Below are 19,791 nucleotides of genomic sequence, written 5' to 3'. Positions count from 1 at the left end.
CCGTGGCCCACTCGCTACCCGTGTCACCGACGCAGCAGAGCATCTGGCTGGCCGAGCAGGTCAACCCGGGACAGCCGGTCTACAACGTGCCGGTCGCCCTGCGCCTGCGGGGCGAGCTGTCCCCGGACGGACTGCGGGACGCCGTCGGGGCGCTCGTCCGCCGCCACCGCGCGCTGCGCACGAGGTTCTCGAGCGTCGCCGGCCTCCCCCGCCGGACCGTCCTCGACCACGCCGACGTCCCCGTCCGCGAACTCCGGCTGCCCGACGAGGCGGCGGCCCGGCAGGCCATGGCCGCGGAGATCGCGCGTCCCTTCGCCGTCACCGCCGAGGCGCTGCTGCGGGTGACCGTCATCCGCTACGCCGAGGACGAGTGCTTCCTGCTGCTGGTCTCCCACCACCTCGTGAGCGACGGCTGGTCGGTGGACGTCCTGCTGGAGGACCTGGCCGCCCACTACCGGGCCGATCCGGGCTCCGCGCCGGCGCCCGCCGAGGCGCCGCAGGAGCCCGGGCTCCCGCCGCTGGACCCGGCCACGGCCGAGGAGAACCTGGCCTTCTGGGAGCGGACGCTGCGCGACGCCCCCGCGGCGACGGAACTGTTCGGCTCGGGACGCCGGGCCCCGGCCCGCACCAACCGGGGCACGACGTCCCGGTTCACCCTGCCCGACTCGCTGTCCGCCGCCGTCCGCGCGTTCGGCCGGACCCACCGGGTGAGCCCCGCGACGACGCTCCTCGCCGGGTTCGCCGCGCTGCTCACCCGCTACTGCGGGCAGCAGGACCTCGTCATCGGGACGTCGCTGGCGGGCCGGGACGATCCGCTGACGGACCGGCTGGTGGACTGCCTGGTCAAGGTGGTGCCGCTACGGATCACCGCCGGCCCCGGCACCGACTTCGCCGGGCTGCTCGGCACCACCCGGGACGCGTTCATCGACGCCCTGGAGCACCAGGACGTCGCCTTGGAGGACCTCGCGCGGCGGCTCGGCGCCGACCGGGACGGCTCGCCGCTGTTCCGGATCGTGTTCGGCTACGCCCGCGGGCACGCGGCGCCGCGGATGGCGGGGCTGGAGACCGCCCACGTGCCGGTCAACACCGCGACCGCCAAGTTCGACCTCACCTGGAACGTCAACGACGACGGCGAGCGGATCGAGGTCGAGGTCGAGCACCGCACCGACCTGATCGACACCGAGCTGGTCGGGCGCCTGGCCGCGCACTGGAACCGGCTGCTCGGGGCTCTCCTGGCCGCGCCGGACACCCTCGTGGCGCGGGCGGAGCTGCTGTCGGCCGCCGAGCGGGCCCAGCTCGTCGGCACCGCGGCGGCACCCCGGCCGCGCCCGTCGGCCGTGGAGCGGTTCGCCGCGCAGGTGGCGGCGGCCGGGAAGCGCGTCGCGGTCACCGACGGCACCGGCGCCCGGCTGACGTACCGCCGGCTCGACGAGCGCGCGGCCCGGCTCGCCGCCCTGCTCGCCGGGGCCGGTGTCGGCCGGGGCGACCGCGTCGGGCTGTGCCTCGGGCGCAGCGTCGACCTGGTCGCCGCCGTCCTCGCCGCCTGGCGCCTCGGCGCCGCGTACGTCCCCGTCGACCCCGACAACCCGACGAGCCGGATCGAGTACGTCCTCGGCGACGCCGGCGTCCACCTCGTCCTCACCGACCCCGACACCACCGGGCGGGTGCCCGCCGGGCCCTGGCGCACCCTCGTCACCGCCGAGGCGACGGACGCCGCGCACACCGGATCCGTCCGCCCGCAGGCCGGCGACCCCGCGTACGTCATCTACACCTCCGGCTCCACCGGCCGGCCCAAGGGCGTCGAGGTCACCCACGGCAACCTCGCCGCGCTGCTGGACGCCGGACAGGAGACCGTCGGCCTGCGCGACACCGACGTCTGGTCGCTGTTCCACTCCTTCGCCTTCGACTTCTCGGTCTGGGAGATCTGGGGCGCCCTCGCCCACGGCGGGCGCGTGGTGGTCGTCCCGCGCGACGTGGCGCGCGACCCCGCGGCCTTCCTCGACCTGCTGGTCCGCGAGCGCGTCACCGTCCTCAACCAGACGCCCTCCGCGTTCCGCCAGCTCGTGGCCGAGGAGGAGCGCCGCCCGCTGGACGCACTGAGCCTGCGGCTGGTCGTCTTCGGCGGCGAGGCGCTGGACCTGGCCGCGGTCCGCACCTGGTGGCGCCGCCACGCGCCCGACCGGCCGGTCCTCGTCAACATGTACGGCATCACCGAGACCACCGTCCACGTCACCTGGCAGGTCCTGGACGAGGAGCGGATCGAGGCCAGCAGCAGCCCGATCGGCCGGGCCCTGCCGGGCTACCGGACGCTCGTCCTGGACGCCCACGGCGAGCCGGTGCCGGTCGGCGTGCCGGGCGAACTGTACGTCGGCGGCGACACCGTGGCCCGGGGCTACCTCGGACGCCCGGACCTCACCGCCCAGCGGTTCGTCCCCGACCCGTTCACCGACGTGCCCGGCGCCCGCCTGTACCGCAGCGGCGACCTCGCCCGCTGGAGCGCCACCGGCGAACTGGAGTACCTGGGGCGCAACGACGACCAGGTCAAGCTCCGCGGCTTCCGGATCGAACTCGGCGAGGTGGCGGCCGCGATCGGCCGCCACCCGGCCGTCCAGGGCGTCACCGCGCTCGTCCGCGAGGACACCCCGGGCGACCGCCGGCTCGTCGCCTACGCGGCCTGCCCCGACGGGACGGACTCCCGCGAGCTGCGCGACTTCGCCGCCGGCCACCTGCCCGCCCACATGGTCCCCGCCGCGGTCGTGGCCCTGCCGGCCCTTCCGCTGACCCGGAACGGGAAGATCGACCACGCCGCCCTGCCCGTGCCCGAGTCCCCCGGCGACGCCGCCGCCTACGTGGCGCCGCGCACCCCCGCCGAGGAGGCCCTGGCCGAGATCTGGGCCGAGATCCTCCACGTCGAGAAGGTCGGCGCGGACGACGGCTTCTTCGACCTCGGCGGCGACTCCATCCGCGCCGTGCAGGTGGCCGCACTCGCCCGCGGGCGCGGGCTCGGCATCGCCGTCGCCCAGATCTACGAGCACCGCACCCTCGCCGACCTCGCCGCCGCCGCCGACCCGGCCGGCGCCCGCGCGCGCACCGAGCCGTTCCAGCTGCTGTCCGCGGCCGACCGGGCCCGGATCGGCGACGGCACGGAAGCCGGCCTCGACGACGCCTACCCCATGACGGCGCTCCAGGTCGGGATGGTCTACCACATGGCGTCCGACCCGCGGGTGCTCCCGTACGTCAACGCGGCGAGCTACCGCCTGCCGTACCGGTTCGACGAGGAGGCGTTCGGCCTCGCCGTCCGCACCGTGGTCGCCCGGCACCCCGTCCTGCGGACCGGCTTCGACCTGGCGGGCTACACCGAACCCCTGCAACTCGTGCACCGCGAGGCCGACGTGCCGGTCGTCGTCGAGGATCTTCGAACGCTCTCGCCCGCCGAGCAGGACCGGGCCGTCGACGAGCTGATGGAGCGCGAACGCCGACCGTTCGACATGGAGCGGCCGCCGTTGCTGCGCTTCGCCGTCCAGGTGCTCACCGACGACAGCTTCCAGTGGACGCTGGTCGAGCACCACTCCATCCTCGACGGCTGGAGCCTGTGGTCGACGATCACCGAGATCCTCCTGCACTACACCCGGCTCCTGGACGGCGCCGGCCTCGCCCAACTGCCGCCCCCCGCCTCGGCGTACCGCGACTTCGTCGCCCTGGAGCAGCAGGCGTCGGCCTCGCCCGAGGCGCGGCGGTTCTGGTCCGAGGCGCTCGCCGGGCACACCCTGCCGGAGCTCCCGGCGCTCGCCGGACCGGCACCCCGGACCGCCGGGCGGGCCCTGCGCGGCGACGGCACCGGCGGCGTGGTCGACGGGTACGGCTGGCGCGACGCGCACCTCCCGGAGGGCCTCGGCCCGCGGGTCGGAGCGCTCGCCAAGCGCCTCGGCGTGCCGGAGAAGACCGTCCTCCTCGCGGCGCACCTCCAGGTGATCGCGGCACTGACCGGACGCGACGACGTCTGCTGCGGGGTCACGCTCAACGGGCGGCTGGAGGAGAGCGGCGGCACGGAGGCCCGCGGGCTGTTCCTCAACACCGTCCCGTTCCGGCTCGCGGTGGGCGGTGGGCGCCGCTCCGACCTGGTCCGCCGGGTCTTCGAGACGGAGGCCCGGATCCTGCCCCACCGCCGGCTGCCGCTGGCCCGGATCCGGCAGCTCGCCGGCGGGCGGGACCTGTTCACCACGAACTTCACCTTCAACAACTTCCACGTCATGCGCGACACCATGGGCGACGGCGAACACGCGGAACTGCTCAGCGGCCTGGGCGAACTGACCGCCAGCCGCCGGGTGGAACCGGCCGACGTCCCCCTCACCGTCACGTTCTTCCGCAACCCGCTGACCGACGGCCTGCAGCTGTGCATCGACTACGACGCCGAGCGGCTGACCCCGGCCCAGGTCGACGAGATCGCCGAACAGCACGTCCGGGCCGTCGAGGCCCTGGTCGCCGACCCGGACGGCGAGCTCGCCGGAGCGGTCGCGGCCCCGGCCGGGCCGCGCAGCAGAGCCGTCGCACCGCAGGGCGTCCTGGAGCGGTTCGCCGCGCAGGTGGCGGCCGACGGTGACGCCGTCGCCGTCGCCGACTCGGTGGGCGGCCGGCTGACCTACCGCGGCCTGGACGAGCGCGCGGCCCGGCTCGCCGCCCTGCTCGCCGGGGCCGGAGTGGGCCGCGGCGACCGCGCCGCGATCTGCCTCGGGCGCACCGTCGACCTGGTCGCCGCCGTCCTCGCCGTGTGGCGCCTCGGCGCCGCCTACGTGCCGGTCGACCCCGACTACCCGGCGAGCCGGATCGAGTTCGTCCTGCGGGACGCGGACGTCCCGCTCGTCCTCACCGACCCCGGCACCGCCGACCGCATCCCGGACGGCCCCTGGCGCACCATCGACACCGGCCGGGCCACGGACGCCGTCCACACCGGGCCCGTCCGCCCGGAGGCCGCCGAACTCGCCTACGTCATCTACACCTCCGGCTCCACGGGCACGCCCAAGGGCGTCGAGGTCGAGTGGCGGTCGCTGGACAACCTGGTGGCCGTCACGGACGAGGTCATGGCCCTGCGCCCCGACGACCGGCTGCTCCAGTTCGCCTCGCTGAGCTTCGACGTGTCCGTCGCGGACCTCGTGTCCGCACTCACCACCGGCGCCGCCTTCGTCGTCTCGCCCGGCGGGGCCGACCGCGTCGGCGAGGGACTGGTCGCGGCCATCCGCGCACACCGGCCGACCGTCATCTCGATGCCCCCGAGCGTCCTGGCCGGCCTGGATCCCGGCGACCTGCCCGCACTTCGCCGCGTCGTCGTCGCAGGCGAAGCGCTACCGGCGCCCCTGGCCGCGCGCTGGGCCGCGGCGGCCGAACTGGTCAACGCCTACGGCCCGACCGAGGCCACCGTCTACGCGACCGCCCACCGCTGCGCCGCCGACGGCGACGTCCTGATCGGCCGGGCCGTCCCGGGCGCCGTCGCCCACGTCCTGGACGGGACGGGCCGGCCGGTGCCGCCCGGGGCCCGCGGGGAGCTGTGCATCGGCGGCGCCGGCGTGGCCCGCGGGTACCTGGGGCGGCCGGGCCTGACCGCCGAACGCTTCGTCCCCGACCCGTCCGGCGACGTGCCCGGCGCACGCCTGTACCGGACCGGCGACGTGGCCCGGTGGACGGCCGACGGCGAACTGGAGTACCTGGGGCGCACGGACGACCAGGTGAAGATCCGCGGCCTGCGGATCGAACTCGGCGAGGTCGAGTCCCACCTGCGGGCGCACCCCGGGGTCGCCGCCGGGGCCGCCACCGCGCTCGGCGAGGGCGCGGAGCGCCGGCTGGTGGGCTACGTCGTCCCGGCCGCCGCCGGACCTTCCGCCGCCGCCGGCCAGGCCGGCTCGGCGTCGGTGCCGGTGTCGGCCGACGAGGTGCGCGCCTGGCTCGGCCGCCGGCTGCCGGCGCACCTGGTGCCCTCGGCCGTGGTGGTGCTGGACGCGCTGCCGCTGTCGCCGAGCGGCAAGGTGGACCGCGCCGCGCTGCCCGTGCCCGTCCGCGCCGCCGCCGACCCGGCCGGGCACGTGGCGCCGAAGACCCCGCTGGAGGAGTCCCTGGCCCGGGTGTGGGCGGAGATCCTCCAGGTGGAGCGGGTCGGCGCGGAGGACGACTTCTTCGACCTCGGCGGCGACTCCATCCGGGCCGTGCAGATCGCCTTCCGGATCAAGCGCGAACTCGGCGTCCCGCTCCGGCCGGTCGACGTCCAGCTGCACCCCACCGTCGCGGACCTCGCGCGCCACCTGTCGGTCTGACGACCGCTCGGATCCGCTGCAGACAGCACGACTTTCCATCCCAATTCGTCTCCCTGTGGAGGTTGCCATGTCCAACGACGAACTCGACCTGGACTACAAGGTCGTGGTGAACGACGAGGAGCAGTACTCGATCTGGCCCGAGGACCGGGAGGTCCCGCCCGGCTGGCGGGACGCCGGCGCCCGGGGCAAGAAGCCGGACTGCCTGGAGTGGATCGAGCGGAACTGGACCGACATGCGGCCCAAGAGCCTGCGCAGCGCCTAGTCACGGTCGTTCGGGACGGAGTTGGAGGTACATCTGATGTCACACGGTCTGGACGCCCGGGAGGACGGGTCGGCTCCCGTCCCGGCACCCTGGTCGCCGGAGGTGCCCGCCGCGGCGGGCACCGGTCGGCTGCCGCTGTCCCCGGCGCAGCAGCGGCTGTGGTTCCTTTCCAGGCTCGGGGAGTTCCCGGCCGGGTACAACATGCCCCGGGTGGTCCGGATCTCCGGCCCCCTCGACCGGGCGGCGCTCACGACGGCGCTGGCCGACGTCGTACGCCGCCACGCCTCGCTGCGCACGGTGTTCCCGGAGGTCGCCGGGGAGCCGTGGCAGCAGGTGGTGGCCCCCGGCGACGTCGCCGCGCGGTTCACGGTGGAGTTCGCCGAGTGCGCCGCCGAGGAGGTGGCGGGCCCGGTCGGCCTGGCCTGCCGGCACGAGTTCGACCTGACCTCCGAACTCCCGGCGCGGGCCTGGCTGTTCGCGACCGGCCCGACAGAGCACGTGCTGGTGCTGGTGCTCCACCACATCGCCGCCGACGGCTGGTCGCTCGGGATCGTGGAGCGCGACCTCGGGGCGGCCTACGCCGCACGCCTGGCCGGTGCCGAACCGGCCTGGGCCGCCCTGCCGCTGGAGTACCCGGACCACACGGTGCGCCAACGCGCGGCGCTCGGCGCGGAGGACGATCCGCAGAGCCTCATCGCCCGGCAACTCGACCACTGGCGCGAGGAGTTGAGCGGCGCCCCGCAGGAGCTGCACCTCCCCCGGGACCGCCCGAGGCAGCCGACTGCGGGCCCCTCGCCGGCCGGGACGGTACGGTTCGAGGTCGACCCGGACACCCACCGGGCGCTGGCGCGGCTGGCCCGCGAGCACCGGGTCACACCGTTCGTGGCCCTGCAGGCGGCGTTCGCGGCACTGCTGAGCCGGCTCGGGGCGGGCACCGACATCCCGATCGGCTCGCCGGTGGACGGCCGGACGGACGAGGACCTGCAGGAACTCGTCGGATTCTTCGTCAACACCCTGGTGTTCCGGATCGACTGCTCGGGCGACCCGACCTTCGGCGACCTCCTCAAGCGGGCAAGGCGCACGGCCCTGACGGCCTTCGCCCACCAGGACGCCCCGTTCGACCGGGTGGTCGAAGCCGTCAAACCCGTCCGCACGGCGACCGGCAACCCCCTCTTCCAGGTCAGCTTCTCCCTGGAGACGGCCGGGGACGGCGGCCTGGCCCTGCCCGGCCTGACGGTCACCGACGAGCCGTTCGGCGCCGGATCGGCCAAGTTCGACCTCAGCCTCGGCCTGACCGAGCGCCGCGAGAACGGGCAGCCGGCCGGCCTGAGCGGGGTCCTGGAGTACGCCGAGGACCTGTTCGACCGGGCCACGGCGCAGGCCCTGGCCCACCGCTGGCAGCTGCTGCTCGCCGGGGCGCTGGCCGAGCCCGAGCGGCCGATCGGCGAACTCCCGGTGATGGACGGGGCCGAGCGGCAGTGGCTGCTCGACCTGGGCAACGGCCCCGAGGGCGGGCTGCCCGAGGTGCGGTCGTCGGCGGTCGAGCGGTTCGCGGCCCAGGTCGCGGCCGCCGGCGACCGAACCGCCGTCACCGACGGCACCGGCGCCACACTGACGTACCGTCAACTCGACGACCGCGCCGCCCGGATCGCCGCGCTGCTGGCCGACGAGGGCGTCCGGCGGGGCGACCGCGTCGGGCTCTGCCTCGGCCGCTCCGTCGACCTGGTCGCCGCCGTCCTCGCCGTCCTGCGGCTCGGCGCCGCCTACGTCCCCGTCGACCCCGACTACCCGCCGGCCCGCCTGGAGTTCATCCTCGAAGACGCCGGGGTGCCGCTCGTCGTCACCGACCCCGCCACCGCCGCCCGCGTCCCGGACGGGCCGTGGCGCACCCTCGACACCACCCGGGCGACCGACCCCGCCCGGGCGACCGACCCCGCCCGGACGGCCGCCGCCGGCCCTGCGCCCGTGCGGCCCGAACCGGCCGAACTCGCCTACGTCATCTACACCTCCGGCTCCACCGGCCGCCCCAAGGGCGTCGAGGTCACCCACGGCAACCTCGCCGTGTTCCTGGCCTCCGCGCAGGGCCTCGCCGAGCCGTCGGACACCGACGTGTGGGCACTGTTCCACTCGCCGGCCTTCGACTTCTCGGTCTGGGAGATCTGGGGTGCGCTGGCCTTCGGCGGCCGCCTGGTCGTCGTCCCCCGCGAGGCGGCGATGGACCCGGACGCGCTGCACGGGGTCCTGGCCCGCGAGGAGGTCACCGTCCTGAACCAGACGCCGTCCGCCTTCCGGCAGTTCGTGGCCCGGGAGGAGCGGCACCCGCCGGGCGCGCTGCGGCTGCGGCTGGTTGTGCTCGGCGGCGAGGCGCTCGACCTCGCGACCGTCGGCAAGTGGCAGCGCCGGTACCCCGCGGACACCACCCGGCTGGTGAACGTCTACGGCGCCACCGAGACCACGGTGTACGCGACCTGGCGGGTGATGGCCCCGGCCGGGACCGGGCCCGCACCCGCGGCGAACGTCTCCCCCATCGACGGGACCATCCCGGGCTGGCGGCTCGTCGTCCTGGACGCCCGCGGCGAGCCGGTGCCCACCGGCGTCGTCGGCGAGATCCACATCGGCGGCCCCGGCGTGGCCCGCGGCTACCTCGCCCGCCCCACGCTGACCGCCGAGCGCTACCTCCCGGACCCCTTCGCCGCCGCACCCGGCGGCCGGCTCTACCGGACCGGCGACCTGGGCCGCTGGACCGCCGCCGGCGAACTGGAGTTCTGCGGCCGCACCGACGACCAGGTCAAGATCCGCGGCTTCCGGATCGAACTCGGCGAGGTCGAGGCCGCGATCGGCCGGCACCCGTCCGTCCAGGGCGTCACCGTGGTGGTCCGCGAGGACACCCCCGGCGACCCCCGACTCGTCGCCTACGCGGCCTGCCCCGACGGGGCGGACCCGCGCGAGCTGCGCGACTTCACCGCCGGCCACCTCCCCGTCCACATGGTCCCCGCCGCGGTCGTCGTCCTGGAGGCCCTGCCGCTGACCCGGAACGGGAAGGTCGACCGCGCCGCCCTGCCCGCGCCGGAGACCACCGCCGGCCGCGCCCCCGGCCGCGAGCCCGCGAACCCCACCGAAGCGGCCCTGTGCGGGCTGTTCGCCGAAGTCCTCGGCCTGGAGCGGGCCGGCGTCGAGGACGCGTTCTTCGACCTCGGCGGGCACTCGCTGCTGGTCATCCGCCTGGTGGACCGGATCCGCTCCGCCCTCGGCGTGGAACTGCCCATCCGGGCCGTGTTCGAGACCCCGACCCCGGCCGGCCTGGCCGCGACCGTCGCCCTCGGACAGCAGGCCCGCCCCGCCGTGCGCCCCGCCGAGCGCCCGGAGCGCCTGCCGCTGTCCTTCGCCCAGCGCCGGCTGTGGTTCCTCAACGAGCTCGACGGCGGGGCCGCCTACAACATCCCGTACGCGGCCCGCCTCTCCGGCCCGCTGGACGTCGAGGCGCTGGACGCCGCCCTGACCGACGTCGTCGACCGGCACGAGGCGCTGCGCACCGTCCTGCCGAACGAGGACGGCCGGCCCTGGCAGCGGATCCTGCCCGCCCGGGAGGCCCGGACGGCCCTGACCGTCACCGACACCTCGCCGGACGCGCTGGACGCCGAACTCGCCGAGGAGAGCGGGCGGGTCTTCCGCCTCACCACCGAACCCGCCCTGCGCGCCCGCCTCTACCGCCTCGCCCCGGACGAGCACGTCCTCCTGCTGGTCGTCCACCACGTGGCCTGCGACGGCTGGTCGCTGGAGCCGCTGCTCGACGACCTCGCCGAGGCGTACGGGGCGCGCCGCACCGGCACGGCCCCGGCCTGGCCGCCGCTGCCCGTCCAGTACGCCGACTTCACGCTGTGGCAGCGGGACCTGCTCGGCGCCGAGGACGACCCGGCGAGCCTGCTCTCCCGGCAGACCGCGTACTGGCGCCAGGCCCTGGCCGGCATCCCCGACCAGCTCGCGCTGCCCTTCGACCGGCCGCGCTCGGGCACCGTCAGCCTGCGCGGCGGGGAGGTCGCCGTCGAGGTCGGCCCGGCGCTGCACGCCGCACTGGCAGCCGCCGCCCGGGCCCACGACTGCACCGTGTTCATGGCGCTGCAGGCCGCGGTGGCCGTGGTGCTGTCCCGCTCCGGCGCCGGGACGGACATCCCGCTGGGCACCGCCACCTCGGGGCGCGCCGACGCCGCGCTGGACGGCCTGGTGGGCTTCTTCGCCGGCACCCTGGTGCTGCGCACCGACGTCTCGGGCGACCCGACCTTCGCCGAACTCCTCGGCCGGGTCCGGGAGGCGGACCTCGGCGCCTACGCCCACCAGGACGTCCCGTTCGAGACCCTGGTCGAGGCGCTCAACCCGGCCCGCGTACCCGGCGCCAACCCGCTGTTCCAGGTGAGCGTCTCCATGCTGAACAGCATCAGCGCCGAACTCGCCCTCCCGGGGCTGGCGGTCGCCTCCCACGACCTGAGCATGGGGATCTCGGCCTTCGACCTGTCCTTCGTGTTCGGTGAACGCCCCGGCGGGGAACACCCCGGCGGCGAACGCCCCGACGGCGAACGCCCCGACGGCGAACGCCCCGGTGCCGACGGCACGGCCGGGCCGGCCGCCGGCCTGGTCGCCGCGATCGGGTACGACGCCGACCTGTTCGACCGCGCCACCGTCGAGGGCATCGCCGACCGCCTGGTGCTGGTGCTGGAGGCGATGGCCGCCGATCCGGGCCGCCGGATCGGCGAGGTGGACCTGCTCTCCGCCCGGGAGCGTCAGCAGGTCCTGCGGGACTGGAACGACACCGCCGCCGACGTGCCGGAGCGGACGGTGCCCGAGCTCTTCGCCGCCCGGGCCGCGCAGACCCCCTCGGCCCCGGCGGTCCGGTACCTCGGCACCGAACTGAGCTACGCCGAACTCGACGCCCGCGCCAACCGGCTGGCACACGAGCTGATCGCCCGAGGCATCGGGCCCGCCCACCTGGTGGCACTCGCCCTGCCCCGCTCGGAGCAGATCGTGGTGGCCCTGCTCGCGGTCCTGAAGGCCGGCGCGGCCTACCTCCCGGTCGACCCGTCCTACCCCGCCGACCGCGTCGCCTTCATGCTCCAGGACGCGGCCCCGGCCTGCGTGCTCACCACCGGCGCGGTCGCCGCCGGTCTGCCCGGCGGCCCCGGCCTGCCGGTCCTGGTGCTGGACGACGAACACCTGCGGCGCTCGGTCGCGGACCGGCCGGCCACCGCGCCCGCCGACCGGGACCGGACGGCGCCGCTGCTCCCCGCCCACCCGGCGTACGTCATCTACACCTCGGGTTCGACCGGCCGCCCCAAGGGCGTGGTGGTCTCCCACCGGGGCATCCCGAGCATGGTGCGCGCCCAGGCGGCGACGCTGGGCGTCGACGGCGGCAGCCGGGTGCTGCAGTTCGCCTCGATCAGCTTCGACGCCTCCGTCTGGGACACCTGGATGGCGTTGCTGACCGGCGGATGCCTGGTCCTCGTCCCGGAGTCCGAGCGGATCCCGGGCCCCGCCCTGGCGGACTTCCTGCGGGTCCACGGCATCACCCACGCCACCCTGCCGCCCGCCGTGGTCCTCGCCACCGAGTTCGACGAGGACGTCGCCGGGGTCACGCTGGTCACCGCGGGCGAGGCCTGCACGCCCGCCGTCCTCCACGCGGCCCGCCACTTCACGAAGGTGGTCAACGCCTACGGCCCCACCGAGTCCACGGTGTGCGCGACCATGCGCACCGTCGACGGGGTGCCGGAGGCCGTCCCGATCGGCCGGCCGGTGGCGAACACCCGGGCCTTCGTGCTCGACGCGCTGCAGCGCCCCGTCCCGCCCGGCGTGCCCGGGGAGCTGTACCTCGCGGGCGCCGGGCTGGCCACCGGCTACCTGAACCGGCCCGCGCTGACGGCGGAACGCTTCCTGCCGGACCCGTTCGGCGCGCCCGGGGAGCGCATGTACCGCACCGGCGACCTGGTGCGCCGGACGGCCGACGGCGAGCTGGTCTTCCTCGGCCGGACGGACGAGCAGATCAAGATCAGGGGCTTCCGCGTCGAGCCCGGCGAGGTCGAGGCGGTGCTCGCCGCGCACCCGGAGGTCGCCCACGCCGCGGTCATCGCCCGCGAGGACCGCCCGGGGGACGTCCGGCTGGTGGCCTACGCCGTCCTGGCGGCCGCTCAGGGGACGCAGGGCCGGGACCTCGCCGCGGCACTGCGGCGCTACGCGGCCGAGCACCTGCCGGAGTACCTGGTCCCCGGCGACGTGGTGGTCCTCGACCGCCTGCCGCTGACGCCGAGCGGGAAGCTGGACCGCAAGGCCCTGCCCGCGCCCTCGGCGCCCGGCTCCGGCGCGGCCGGCACCGGCGCGGAGGACCAGGCCGGCGGGGACGCCCCCGGCGACCCGCGCGTGGCCGTCCTGGTCCGGCTCTTCGCGCAGGAACTCGGGCTGGACCGGGTCGGCCCGGACGACTCGTTCTTCGAGCTGGGCGGCCACTCCCTGCTGGCGACCCGGCTGATCGGCCGGATCCGCGCCCTGCTCGGCGCCGAGATCGGCATCGCGACGCTGTTCGAGGCGCCCACCGCGGCCGGCCTCGCCGCCCGGCTGGACGAGGCCCCGGCCGACCCGTACGCCAACGTCATCGAGCTCAGGCGCGGCCGGGCGAGCAGCCGCCCGGTCTTCTGCATCCACCCCATCGGCGGCCTCAGCTGGTGCTACAGCTCCGTCCTGCCCCACCTGGAGCGGGACCAGCCGGTCTACGGGATCCAGGTGACGGAGAGCCACGGCCGCTTCAGGGCGCTCGACTCGCTCGACGCGCTGGCCCGGCGCTACGCCGACCTGATCACCGCGACGCACCCCGACGGCCCGTACGTCGTCATGGGCTGGTCGCTGGGCGGGGTCCTGTCCTACGAGGTCGCCCGGCTGCTGGAGTCCTCCGGGCGGGCGGTCGACCTGGTCGTCCTCTACGACGCCTGGCCGTACGAACGGCCGGTGACGCCCGAGGAGTCGGAAGGCGACTTCGCCGCGTGGGTGACCGGCGAGGTCATCGCCGGGCCGTCCGCCGACGGCGCCCTCGACGCCCGCCAGAGCCGGGCCCTGGTCCGCGCGGCCAAGAGCGTCGCAGCCCTCCTCGGGCCGCCGCACCGGGACGGCTACCACGGGCGGGTCCTGAGCATCGCCGCCGCCAAGACCGTCGCCGAGCGGGGCTCCGCGCAGGAGGCCTGGCGGCCGTACCTCACCGCGGCCGAACACCACGTGGTGGACTCCGACCACGACTCGATGATGACGGCGCAGGTCATGGAGCAGTCCGGGCCGCTGGTGACGGCCGCCCTGAAGGCGCTGCCGGACGCCCCGGCAGCGCCGGGAACGGAGGCCCGCCGTGGCTGACCACCGCGACCCCGGCCCGGGCCCCGACCCGGATCTCGCCCCCGACCTGGACGTCCCGGACCCCCGCGATCCGCGCCCGCTCGGCGACGACCGCCTCGTCTTCATCCGTCCGGTGCTCGAACCGGGCGGGAAGGTCGTCGCCGGGAACTTCTCCTACTACGACGCCTCCGAGGACACCGCCGGATTCGAGGAGGCCAGGGTCCGCTACGCGTTCGGCACCGAACGGCTGTTCATCGGCCGCTACTGCTCCATCGCCGCGGGCGTGACCTTCGTGATGGCGGGCGCGAACCACGTCTTCGACGGGCCGACGGGCTACCCGTTCCTCAGCTTCGAAGGCGACTGGCGCGACGGCCTGATCGACGACCTGATCGCCCACGGGCCGGCCCGCAAGGGCGACACCCGGATCGGCAACGACGTCTGGATCGGGCGCGGCGCCACCGTCATGCCCGGGGTCACCATCGGCGACGGCGCCATCATCGGCGCCGGCGCCCTGGTCGCCTCCGACGTGGCGCCCTACCGGATCGTGGGCGGCAACCCGGCCCGGGTGATCCGCGCCCGCTACGGCCCCGAGGACGTCGAGCGGCTGCTCACGGCCCGCTGGTGGGACTGGCCGGTCGCGGCCGTCTCCCGGCACCTCCCGGAGCTGGTCCTCGGCCGGCCCGAAGAGATCCTGGCCATCGCGCGGGCCGAGCGGCTGCTCGGCCCCGCGCCGGCCCCCACCCAGGTGCCTGCCCCCGCCCAGGCACCGGCCACCACCCAGGCACCGGCCACCACCCAGGGGAGCGCATCATGACGACAGCAACCGCAAGCCCCGGCGCCCCGCCCGCGGTCGACCTCGCGGACCCGGCGCTGTACGGGGCCGGCGACCCGGAGGCGGTGTGGGCCGCGCTCCGTCGCGACCACCCCGTCCACTGGAACGACTCCCCCGACGGCGGCGGGTTCTGGGCCGTCTCCCGGCACGCCGACGTGCAACGGGTGCTCAAGGACACCGCCGCCTTCACCTCCTCCCAGGGCATGCGGATCGGCCACAACCCGACCGCCACCGCCGAGGCCGCCGGGAAGATGCTCATCGTCACGGACGCGCCCCGGCACGCGAAGATCCGGCGGGTCATCAGCTCCGCGTTCACCCCGCGCATGGTCGCCCGCCTGGAACAGAACATGCGGACGATCGTGCGCGAGGAGCTGGAGCCGGTACTCGCGGGCGAGCCCTGCGAGTTCACCGACTTCGCCGCCGTCCTGCCGGTCTCGGTGATCTGCGACCTGCTGGGCGTGCCGAAGAGCGACTGGAAGTTCATGCTGAACTCCACCCGGGCCGCGTTCGGCGCCTCCGACGTCGACCCGATCACCCGGCTCGAGGCACACGCCGGCATGCTCGCCTACTACGCCGACCTCGTCGACTTCCGCCGCGAGGAACCGGGCGAGGACGTCATCAGCGCCATGGTGAACGGCCTCGTCGACGGCGTGCCGCTCACCGACGAGGAGATCTTCCTCAACTGCGACGGCCTCATCTCGGGCGGCAACGAGACCACCCGGCACGCCACCGTCGGCGGGCTCCTCGCCCTCGCCGCCCACCCCGACCAGTGGCACCTGGCAGCCGGCTCCCCGGACCGGATGGACGCCGTCGTCGACGAGGTCCTGCGGTTCAGCAGCCCCGCGATGCACGTGCTGCGCACGGCCGCCCGGGACGTCGAGATCGCCGGCCGGCCGATCCGGGCCGGCGACCGGGTGACGGTCTGGATGCCGTCGGCGAACCGGGACGAGACGGTCTTCGAGGCGCCCCGGCGCTTCGACGTCCGGCGGGCACCCAACCCGCACGTCGCCTTCGGCGTGGGCCCGCACTTCTGCCTGGGCGGGGCCCTCGCCCGCACCGAACTGCGCGTCCTGTTCACCGAGTTGCTCGCCCAGGCCGCAGGCGCCGAACCGGCCGGCCCGGCCCGCAGACTGCACTCCAACCTGATCTGGGGCTACGAGTCCGCGCCGGTCCTGCTGCACCGCCGCGACGGCCGGGAGCGGCGGTGAAGCCCCTCGCGGACCCCCGGTTCCGCCGCCTGCTCATCGGCCAGGCGCTCTCGGGCTTCGGCAGCAGCGCCCTCTACCTGACCCTGGGCATCTGGGCCAAGGACCTCACCGGCAGCAACGCCGCCGCCGGTGGGGTGGAGGCGGCCCTCGGCGCGCCCATGCTGCTGTCGCCGCTCTTCGGCCACCTGGCCGACCGGGTGCGGCGGCGCCCGCTGCTCATGGCCACCAACGCCCTCATGGCGCTTGCCGTGCTGTCCCTGCTCGCGGTGCACGACGGCGGACAGCTGTGGCTCATCTACCTGGTGGCGGTCTGCTACGGCGTGGCCTTCGGCGTCCTCGGCGCCGCCTCGGCCGGAATCCGGCGGGACCTCCTCCCCGACGACCAGCTGACCGGTGCCAACGCGATCCTCCAGACCACCAGTCAGGGGCTGCGCATCATCGCCCCGCTGGCCGGTGTGGCGATCTACGCCGTCGCCGGCGGCGGAACGCTCGCCGTGCTCAACTCCCTGACCTTCCTGGCCGCGATCCTGGCGCTCGCCGGCCTGCGGGTCGAGGAGTCGGTCGCCCCGGAGCCGTCCCGCGAGCCGTTCCTGCGCAGCGCCCTCGCGGGCATCCGGCACATCGCCGCCACCCCGGTGCTGGCCCAGATCGGCTACGCCGCGGCCTGCGCGTTCTGCGTCATCGGCCTGAGCCAGACGGTCATGTTCGCGGTCGTGGACGAGGGGCTGGGCCGGCCGCCGTCGGCGCTCGGCGCGCTCAACGCCGTCCAGGGCGTCGGCGCGGTGATCGGCGGCCTCACCGTCTCCGCGCTGATCCGGCGGGCGGGCATGGCGCGCACCGCAGGCCTCGGGATCGGCGCGTTCACGGTGGCGGCGCTCGCCTACTGCGTGCCGAACCTGGCGTGCGTCGTCGCGGGCGAGGTCGCGGACGGGATCGCCATCACCTGGATCATGGTGGTGCTGTCGTCCGCGGCGCAGCTCCACACGCCGTCCCGGCTCCAGGGTCGCGTCAACGCCATGTGCACGATGCTGGTGCTGGTCCCGCAGTCGTTGTCGCTCGCCGCCGGGACGGTCCTCATCGACCGGTTCGACTACCGGACGCTGCTGGTCGTGATGGCGGCGGTCACGGCGGTCTGCGCCGCCGTGCCGGTGCTGCGGCCCGTCGTCGCGCTCACCGAGCGGACGTTCGTGACCCCGGCGCCGGCCGAACCGGCCGAACCGGCGGGAGCGCCGGGAGCGGCCGAACCGGCCGATCGGAACACCGCCGACTCCCGCCCAGCGGCGCAGCGTTGAGGCCGGTCAACGGCCCCGCCGCCTGCGGATGGGCACGAAGGAGCAGGCACGGCGAAAATACTGACGGCCAGTCATGACTGAAACGCCGTTCGACCGGGCATAACGCCTTCACCCCACCGAGGGTCCCGGCTGAAGCTCCCCCACGAGCCCAACCGGGACCACGGTCGGCGACCGGGCCTGGGCGCGACTCCCCCCACGGAGTGACGACCAGGCCCGCATGTTGTCCAACCAACGACACGCAGCGTACTTGTCATATCGACGTAACGCTACTGCCCCGTTTCCGGCCACTCACTCCACCCGCGCGAACCGGCCGTTCCGGACGCCCGCGCGGGCGCCGCGGGCCGCGGGCCGGGCCGTTGACAGTGCCCCGACCGGCTCCTACCGTGGCGCAGTCGATTTACCCGCGAGTAGGGACTGTTGATGGCCGAGCCGCGCCCGTACGACCTCGTCCTGTTCGGTGCCACCGGGTTCACCGGCGGGCTCACCGCCGAGTACCTGGCCCGAACCGTGCCCGAGGACTGCCGCTGGGCGCTCGCCGGACGCGACGAGGGCAGGCTCGCCGCCGTCCGGACGAAGCTGGCGCGGATCGACCCGCGCTGCGCCGACCTCCCCCTGCTGGTCGCGGACGCCGCGGACCGCGAAGGGCTGCGCGCCGTGGCCGCCGGGGCCCGGGTGGTGGTCTCCACCGTCGGCCCGTACCTGCGGCACGGCGAGCCGCTGGTGGCCGCCTGCGCGGACAGCGGCACCGACTACGTGGACCTCACCGGCGAGCCGGAGTTCGTCGACCGGATGTACCTGCGGCACCACGACCGGGCGGTGGCCACCGGCGCCCGGCTGGTGCACGCCTGCGGCTTCGACTCGGTGCCGCACGATCTCGGCGTGCTGTTCACCGTCGAGGAGTTGGTGCGCCGCGGCGGCCCGGTGGCCGGGGTCGCGGTCGAGGGCTTCGTCCGCGTCGGCGGCACCGTCTCCGGCGGCACCCTCGCCTCGGCGATGACGGCCTTCTCCCGGCCGCGGGCGATGGCCCGCGCCGCCCGGGCGCGCCGCGCGGCGGAGCCACGGCCGAAGGGCCGGCTGGTCCGCACCCCGGCCGGCCGGCCGCACCGCTCGCGGGCGGCCCGGGCCTGGGCGGTGCCGATGCCCTCGATCGACCCGCAGGTGGTCGCCCGCTCGGCCGCCGCACTGGACGAGTACGGCCCGGACTTCGGCTACGCGCACTACGCGGCGGTGCGGCGGCTGCCGATCGCCCTCGGCGGTGTCGCCGCGGTGGCGGCGATCGCCCTCGCCGCGCAGCTGCCGCTGCTGCGCCGGGCCTTGGGGCGGCTGCGCAGGCCCGGCGACGGGCCGAGTGCGGAGCGGCGGGCGCGGTCCTGGTTCGCCGTCCGGTTCGTGGCGCGGGCGCAGGACGGGCGGAGGGTGCTCACCGAGGTGTCCGGGGGTGATCCCGGCTACCAGGAGACCGCGAAGATGCTGGCCGAGTCGGCGCTCTGCCTGGCCTACGACGATCTGCCGCCGGTGGCGGGGCAGTTGACCACGGCGGTGGCGATGGGCCGGCCGCTGATCGACCGGCTGGTCGCGGCGGGCATCTCCTTCCGGGTGCTGGACGCCCCGCCGACGGCCGCCCCCGGCCGGTAGCGGCCGCCGCGGCGCGCGCCCGCCCGCCCCGGTGCAGGGCGGCCGGGCGGGCGGGCGAGCGGGCGAGCCGTCGGCGTCCGGCGGAGGTGGCCGCCGGGATGGCCGCCGGGTCGGCCGCCGGGGTGGCCGCCGCTACTGCGGCGTCACGTAGGCGCCGGAGATGCCGCCGTCGACGAGAAAGGTGTTGGCGGTCATGAAGGACGAGTCGTCGGAGGCGAGGAAGGCCACCGCCGCGGCGATCTCCTCGGGCTCGGCGAAGCGGCCGAGCGGGATGTGCACCAGGCGGCGGGCGGCCCGCTCCGGGTCCTTGGCGAACAGTTCCTGCAGCAGCGGGGTGTTCACCGGGCCGGGGCAGAGCGCGTTGACCCGGATGCCCTCGCGGGCGAACTGCACGCCCAGTTCGCGGGACATGGCCAGCACGCCGCCCTTCGAGGCGCTGTAGGAGATCTGCGAGGTGGCGGCCCCCATCACGGCCACGAACGACGCGGTGTTGATGATCGAGCCCTTGCCCTGGCGCTGCATGTGCGGGATCGCGTACTTGCAGCACAGGTACACGCTGGTCAGGTTGACCTCCTGGACCCGCTTCCAGGCGTCCAGTCCGGTGGTGAGGATGGAGTCGTCGTCCGGCGGGGAGATGCCCGCGTTGTTGAACGTGATGTCGAGCCGCCCGTACTCGTCGACGGCCCGCTGGAAGAGGTCGCGCACCGCGTCCTCGTCGGTGACGTCGGCCTGGATGAACAGGCCGCCGACCTCGGCCGCGGCCTTGGCGCCGGTCTCGGCGTCGAGGTCGACGCAGACGACCTTCGCGCCCTCGGCGGCGAAGCGGCGGGCGGTCGCCAGGCCGATGCCGCTGCCCGCGCCGGTGATGACGGCCACGCGGCCGTCGAGTCGCTGGGTCATG

At 75.5% G+C, this 19,791-nt stretch carries 8 protein-coding genes; 7 read left to right on the top strand and 1 reads right to left on the bottom strand.

Annotated elements, in window-relative coordinates; all coding sequences use genetic code 11:
• The first annotated feature begins 2 nt into the window (after positions 1–2).
• The 7 genes from IF30_RS0103195 to IF30_RS0103165 all read left to right on the top strand — a co-directional run bounded on the left by IF30_RS0103195 (position 3) and on the right by IF30_RS0103165 (position 18,890).
• Positions 3–6,302: a non-ribosomal peptide synthetase gene (locus IF30_RS0103195; protein ID WP_158834707.1), complete on the top strand. Its 6,300-nt coding sequence runs from the start codon at positions 3–5 to the stop codon at positions 6,300–6,302.
• Positions 6,303–6,369: 67 nt separating this feature from the next.
• On the top strand, positions 6,370–6,564 hold the full coding sequence (locus tag IF30_RS0103190; RefSeq protein ID WP_030231556.1) for an MbtH family protein: 195 nt from the start codon (positions 6,370–6,372) through the stop codon (positions 6,562–6,564).
• A 36-nt stretch (positions 6,565–6,600) separates the two neighbouring features.
• Complete coding sequence (locus tag IF30_RS0103185; protein WP_051709088.1) at positions 6,601–13,944, top strand: non-ribosomal peptide synthetase; 7,344 nt, start codon at positions 6,601–6,603, stop codon at positions 13,942–13,944.
• Positions 13,937–14,737, top strand: a complete 801-nt coding sequence (locus tag IF30_RS0103180) for a CatB-related O-acetyltransferase (RefSeq protein ID WP_063752467.1) — start codon at positions 13,937–13,939, stop codon at positions 14,735–14,737. The genes IF30_RS0103185 and IF30_RS0103180 overlap by 8 nt, the downstream gene beginning before the upstream one ends.
• Complete coding sequence (locus IF30_RS46300; RefSeq protein WP_051709086.1) at positions 14,734–15,963, top strand: cytochrome P450; 1,230 nt, start codon at positions 14,734–14,736, stop codon at positions 15,961–15,963. Before IF30_RS0103180 ends, IF30_RS46300 begins: the two co-directional genes overlap by 4 nt.
• Entirely contained in the window at positions 15,960–17,255 is a 1,296-nt protein-coding gene (locus IF30_RS44855) for an MFS transporter (protein WP_051709084.1), read from the top strand. Before IF30_RS46300 ends, IF30_RS44855 begins: the two co-directional genes overlap by 4 nt.
• Positions 17,256–17,675: 420 nt before the next feature.
• Entirely contained in the window at positions 17,676–18,890 is a 1,215-nt protein-coding gene (locus IF30_RS0103165; protein ID WP_030231543.1) for a saccharopine dehydrogenase family protein, read from the top strand.
• A gap of 132 nt (positions 18,891–19,022) precedes the next feature.
• Here the strand turns inward: IF30_RS0103165 and IF30_RS0103160 are convergent, their stop codons facing one another.
• On the bottom strand, positions 19,023–19,790 hold the full coding sequence (locus IF30_RS0103160) for a 3-oxoacyl-ACP reductase (protein WP_030231540.1): 768 nt from the start codon (positions 19,788–19,790) through the stop codon (positions 19,023–19,025).
• Position 19,791 lies beyond the last annotated feature (1 nt).

The organism is Streptomyces sp. NRRL S-350 (assembly GCF_000719705.1).
Classification (GTDB): Bacteria; Actinomycetota; Actinomycetes; order Streptomycetales; family Streptomycetaceae; genus Kitasatospora.
Note: the sequence above shows the minus strand (reverse complement) of the source record. Positions and strands in the feature narration are given on the sequence as shown.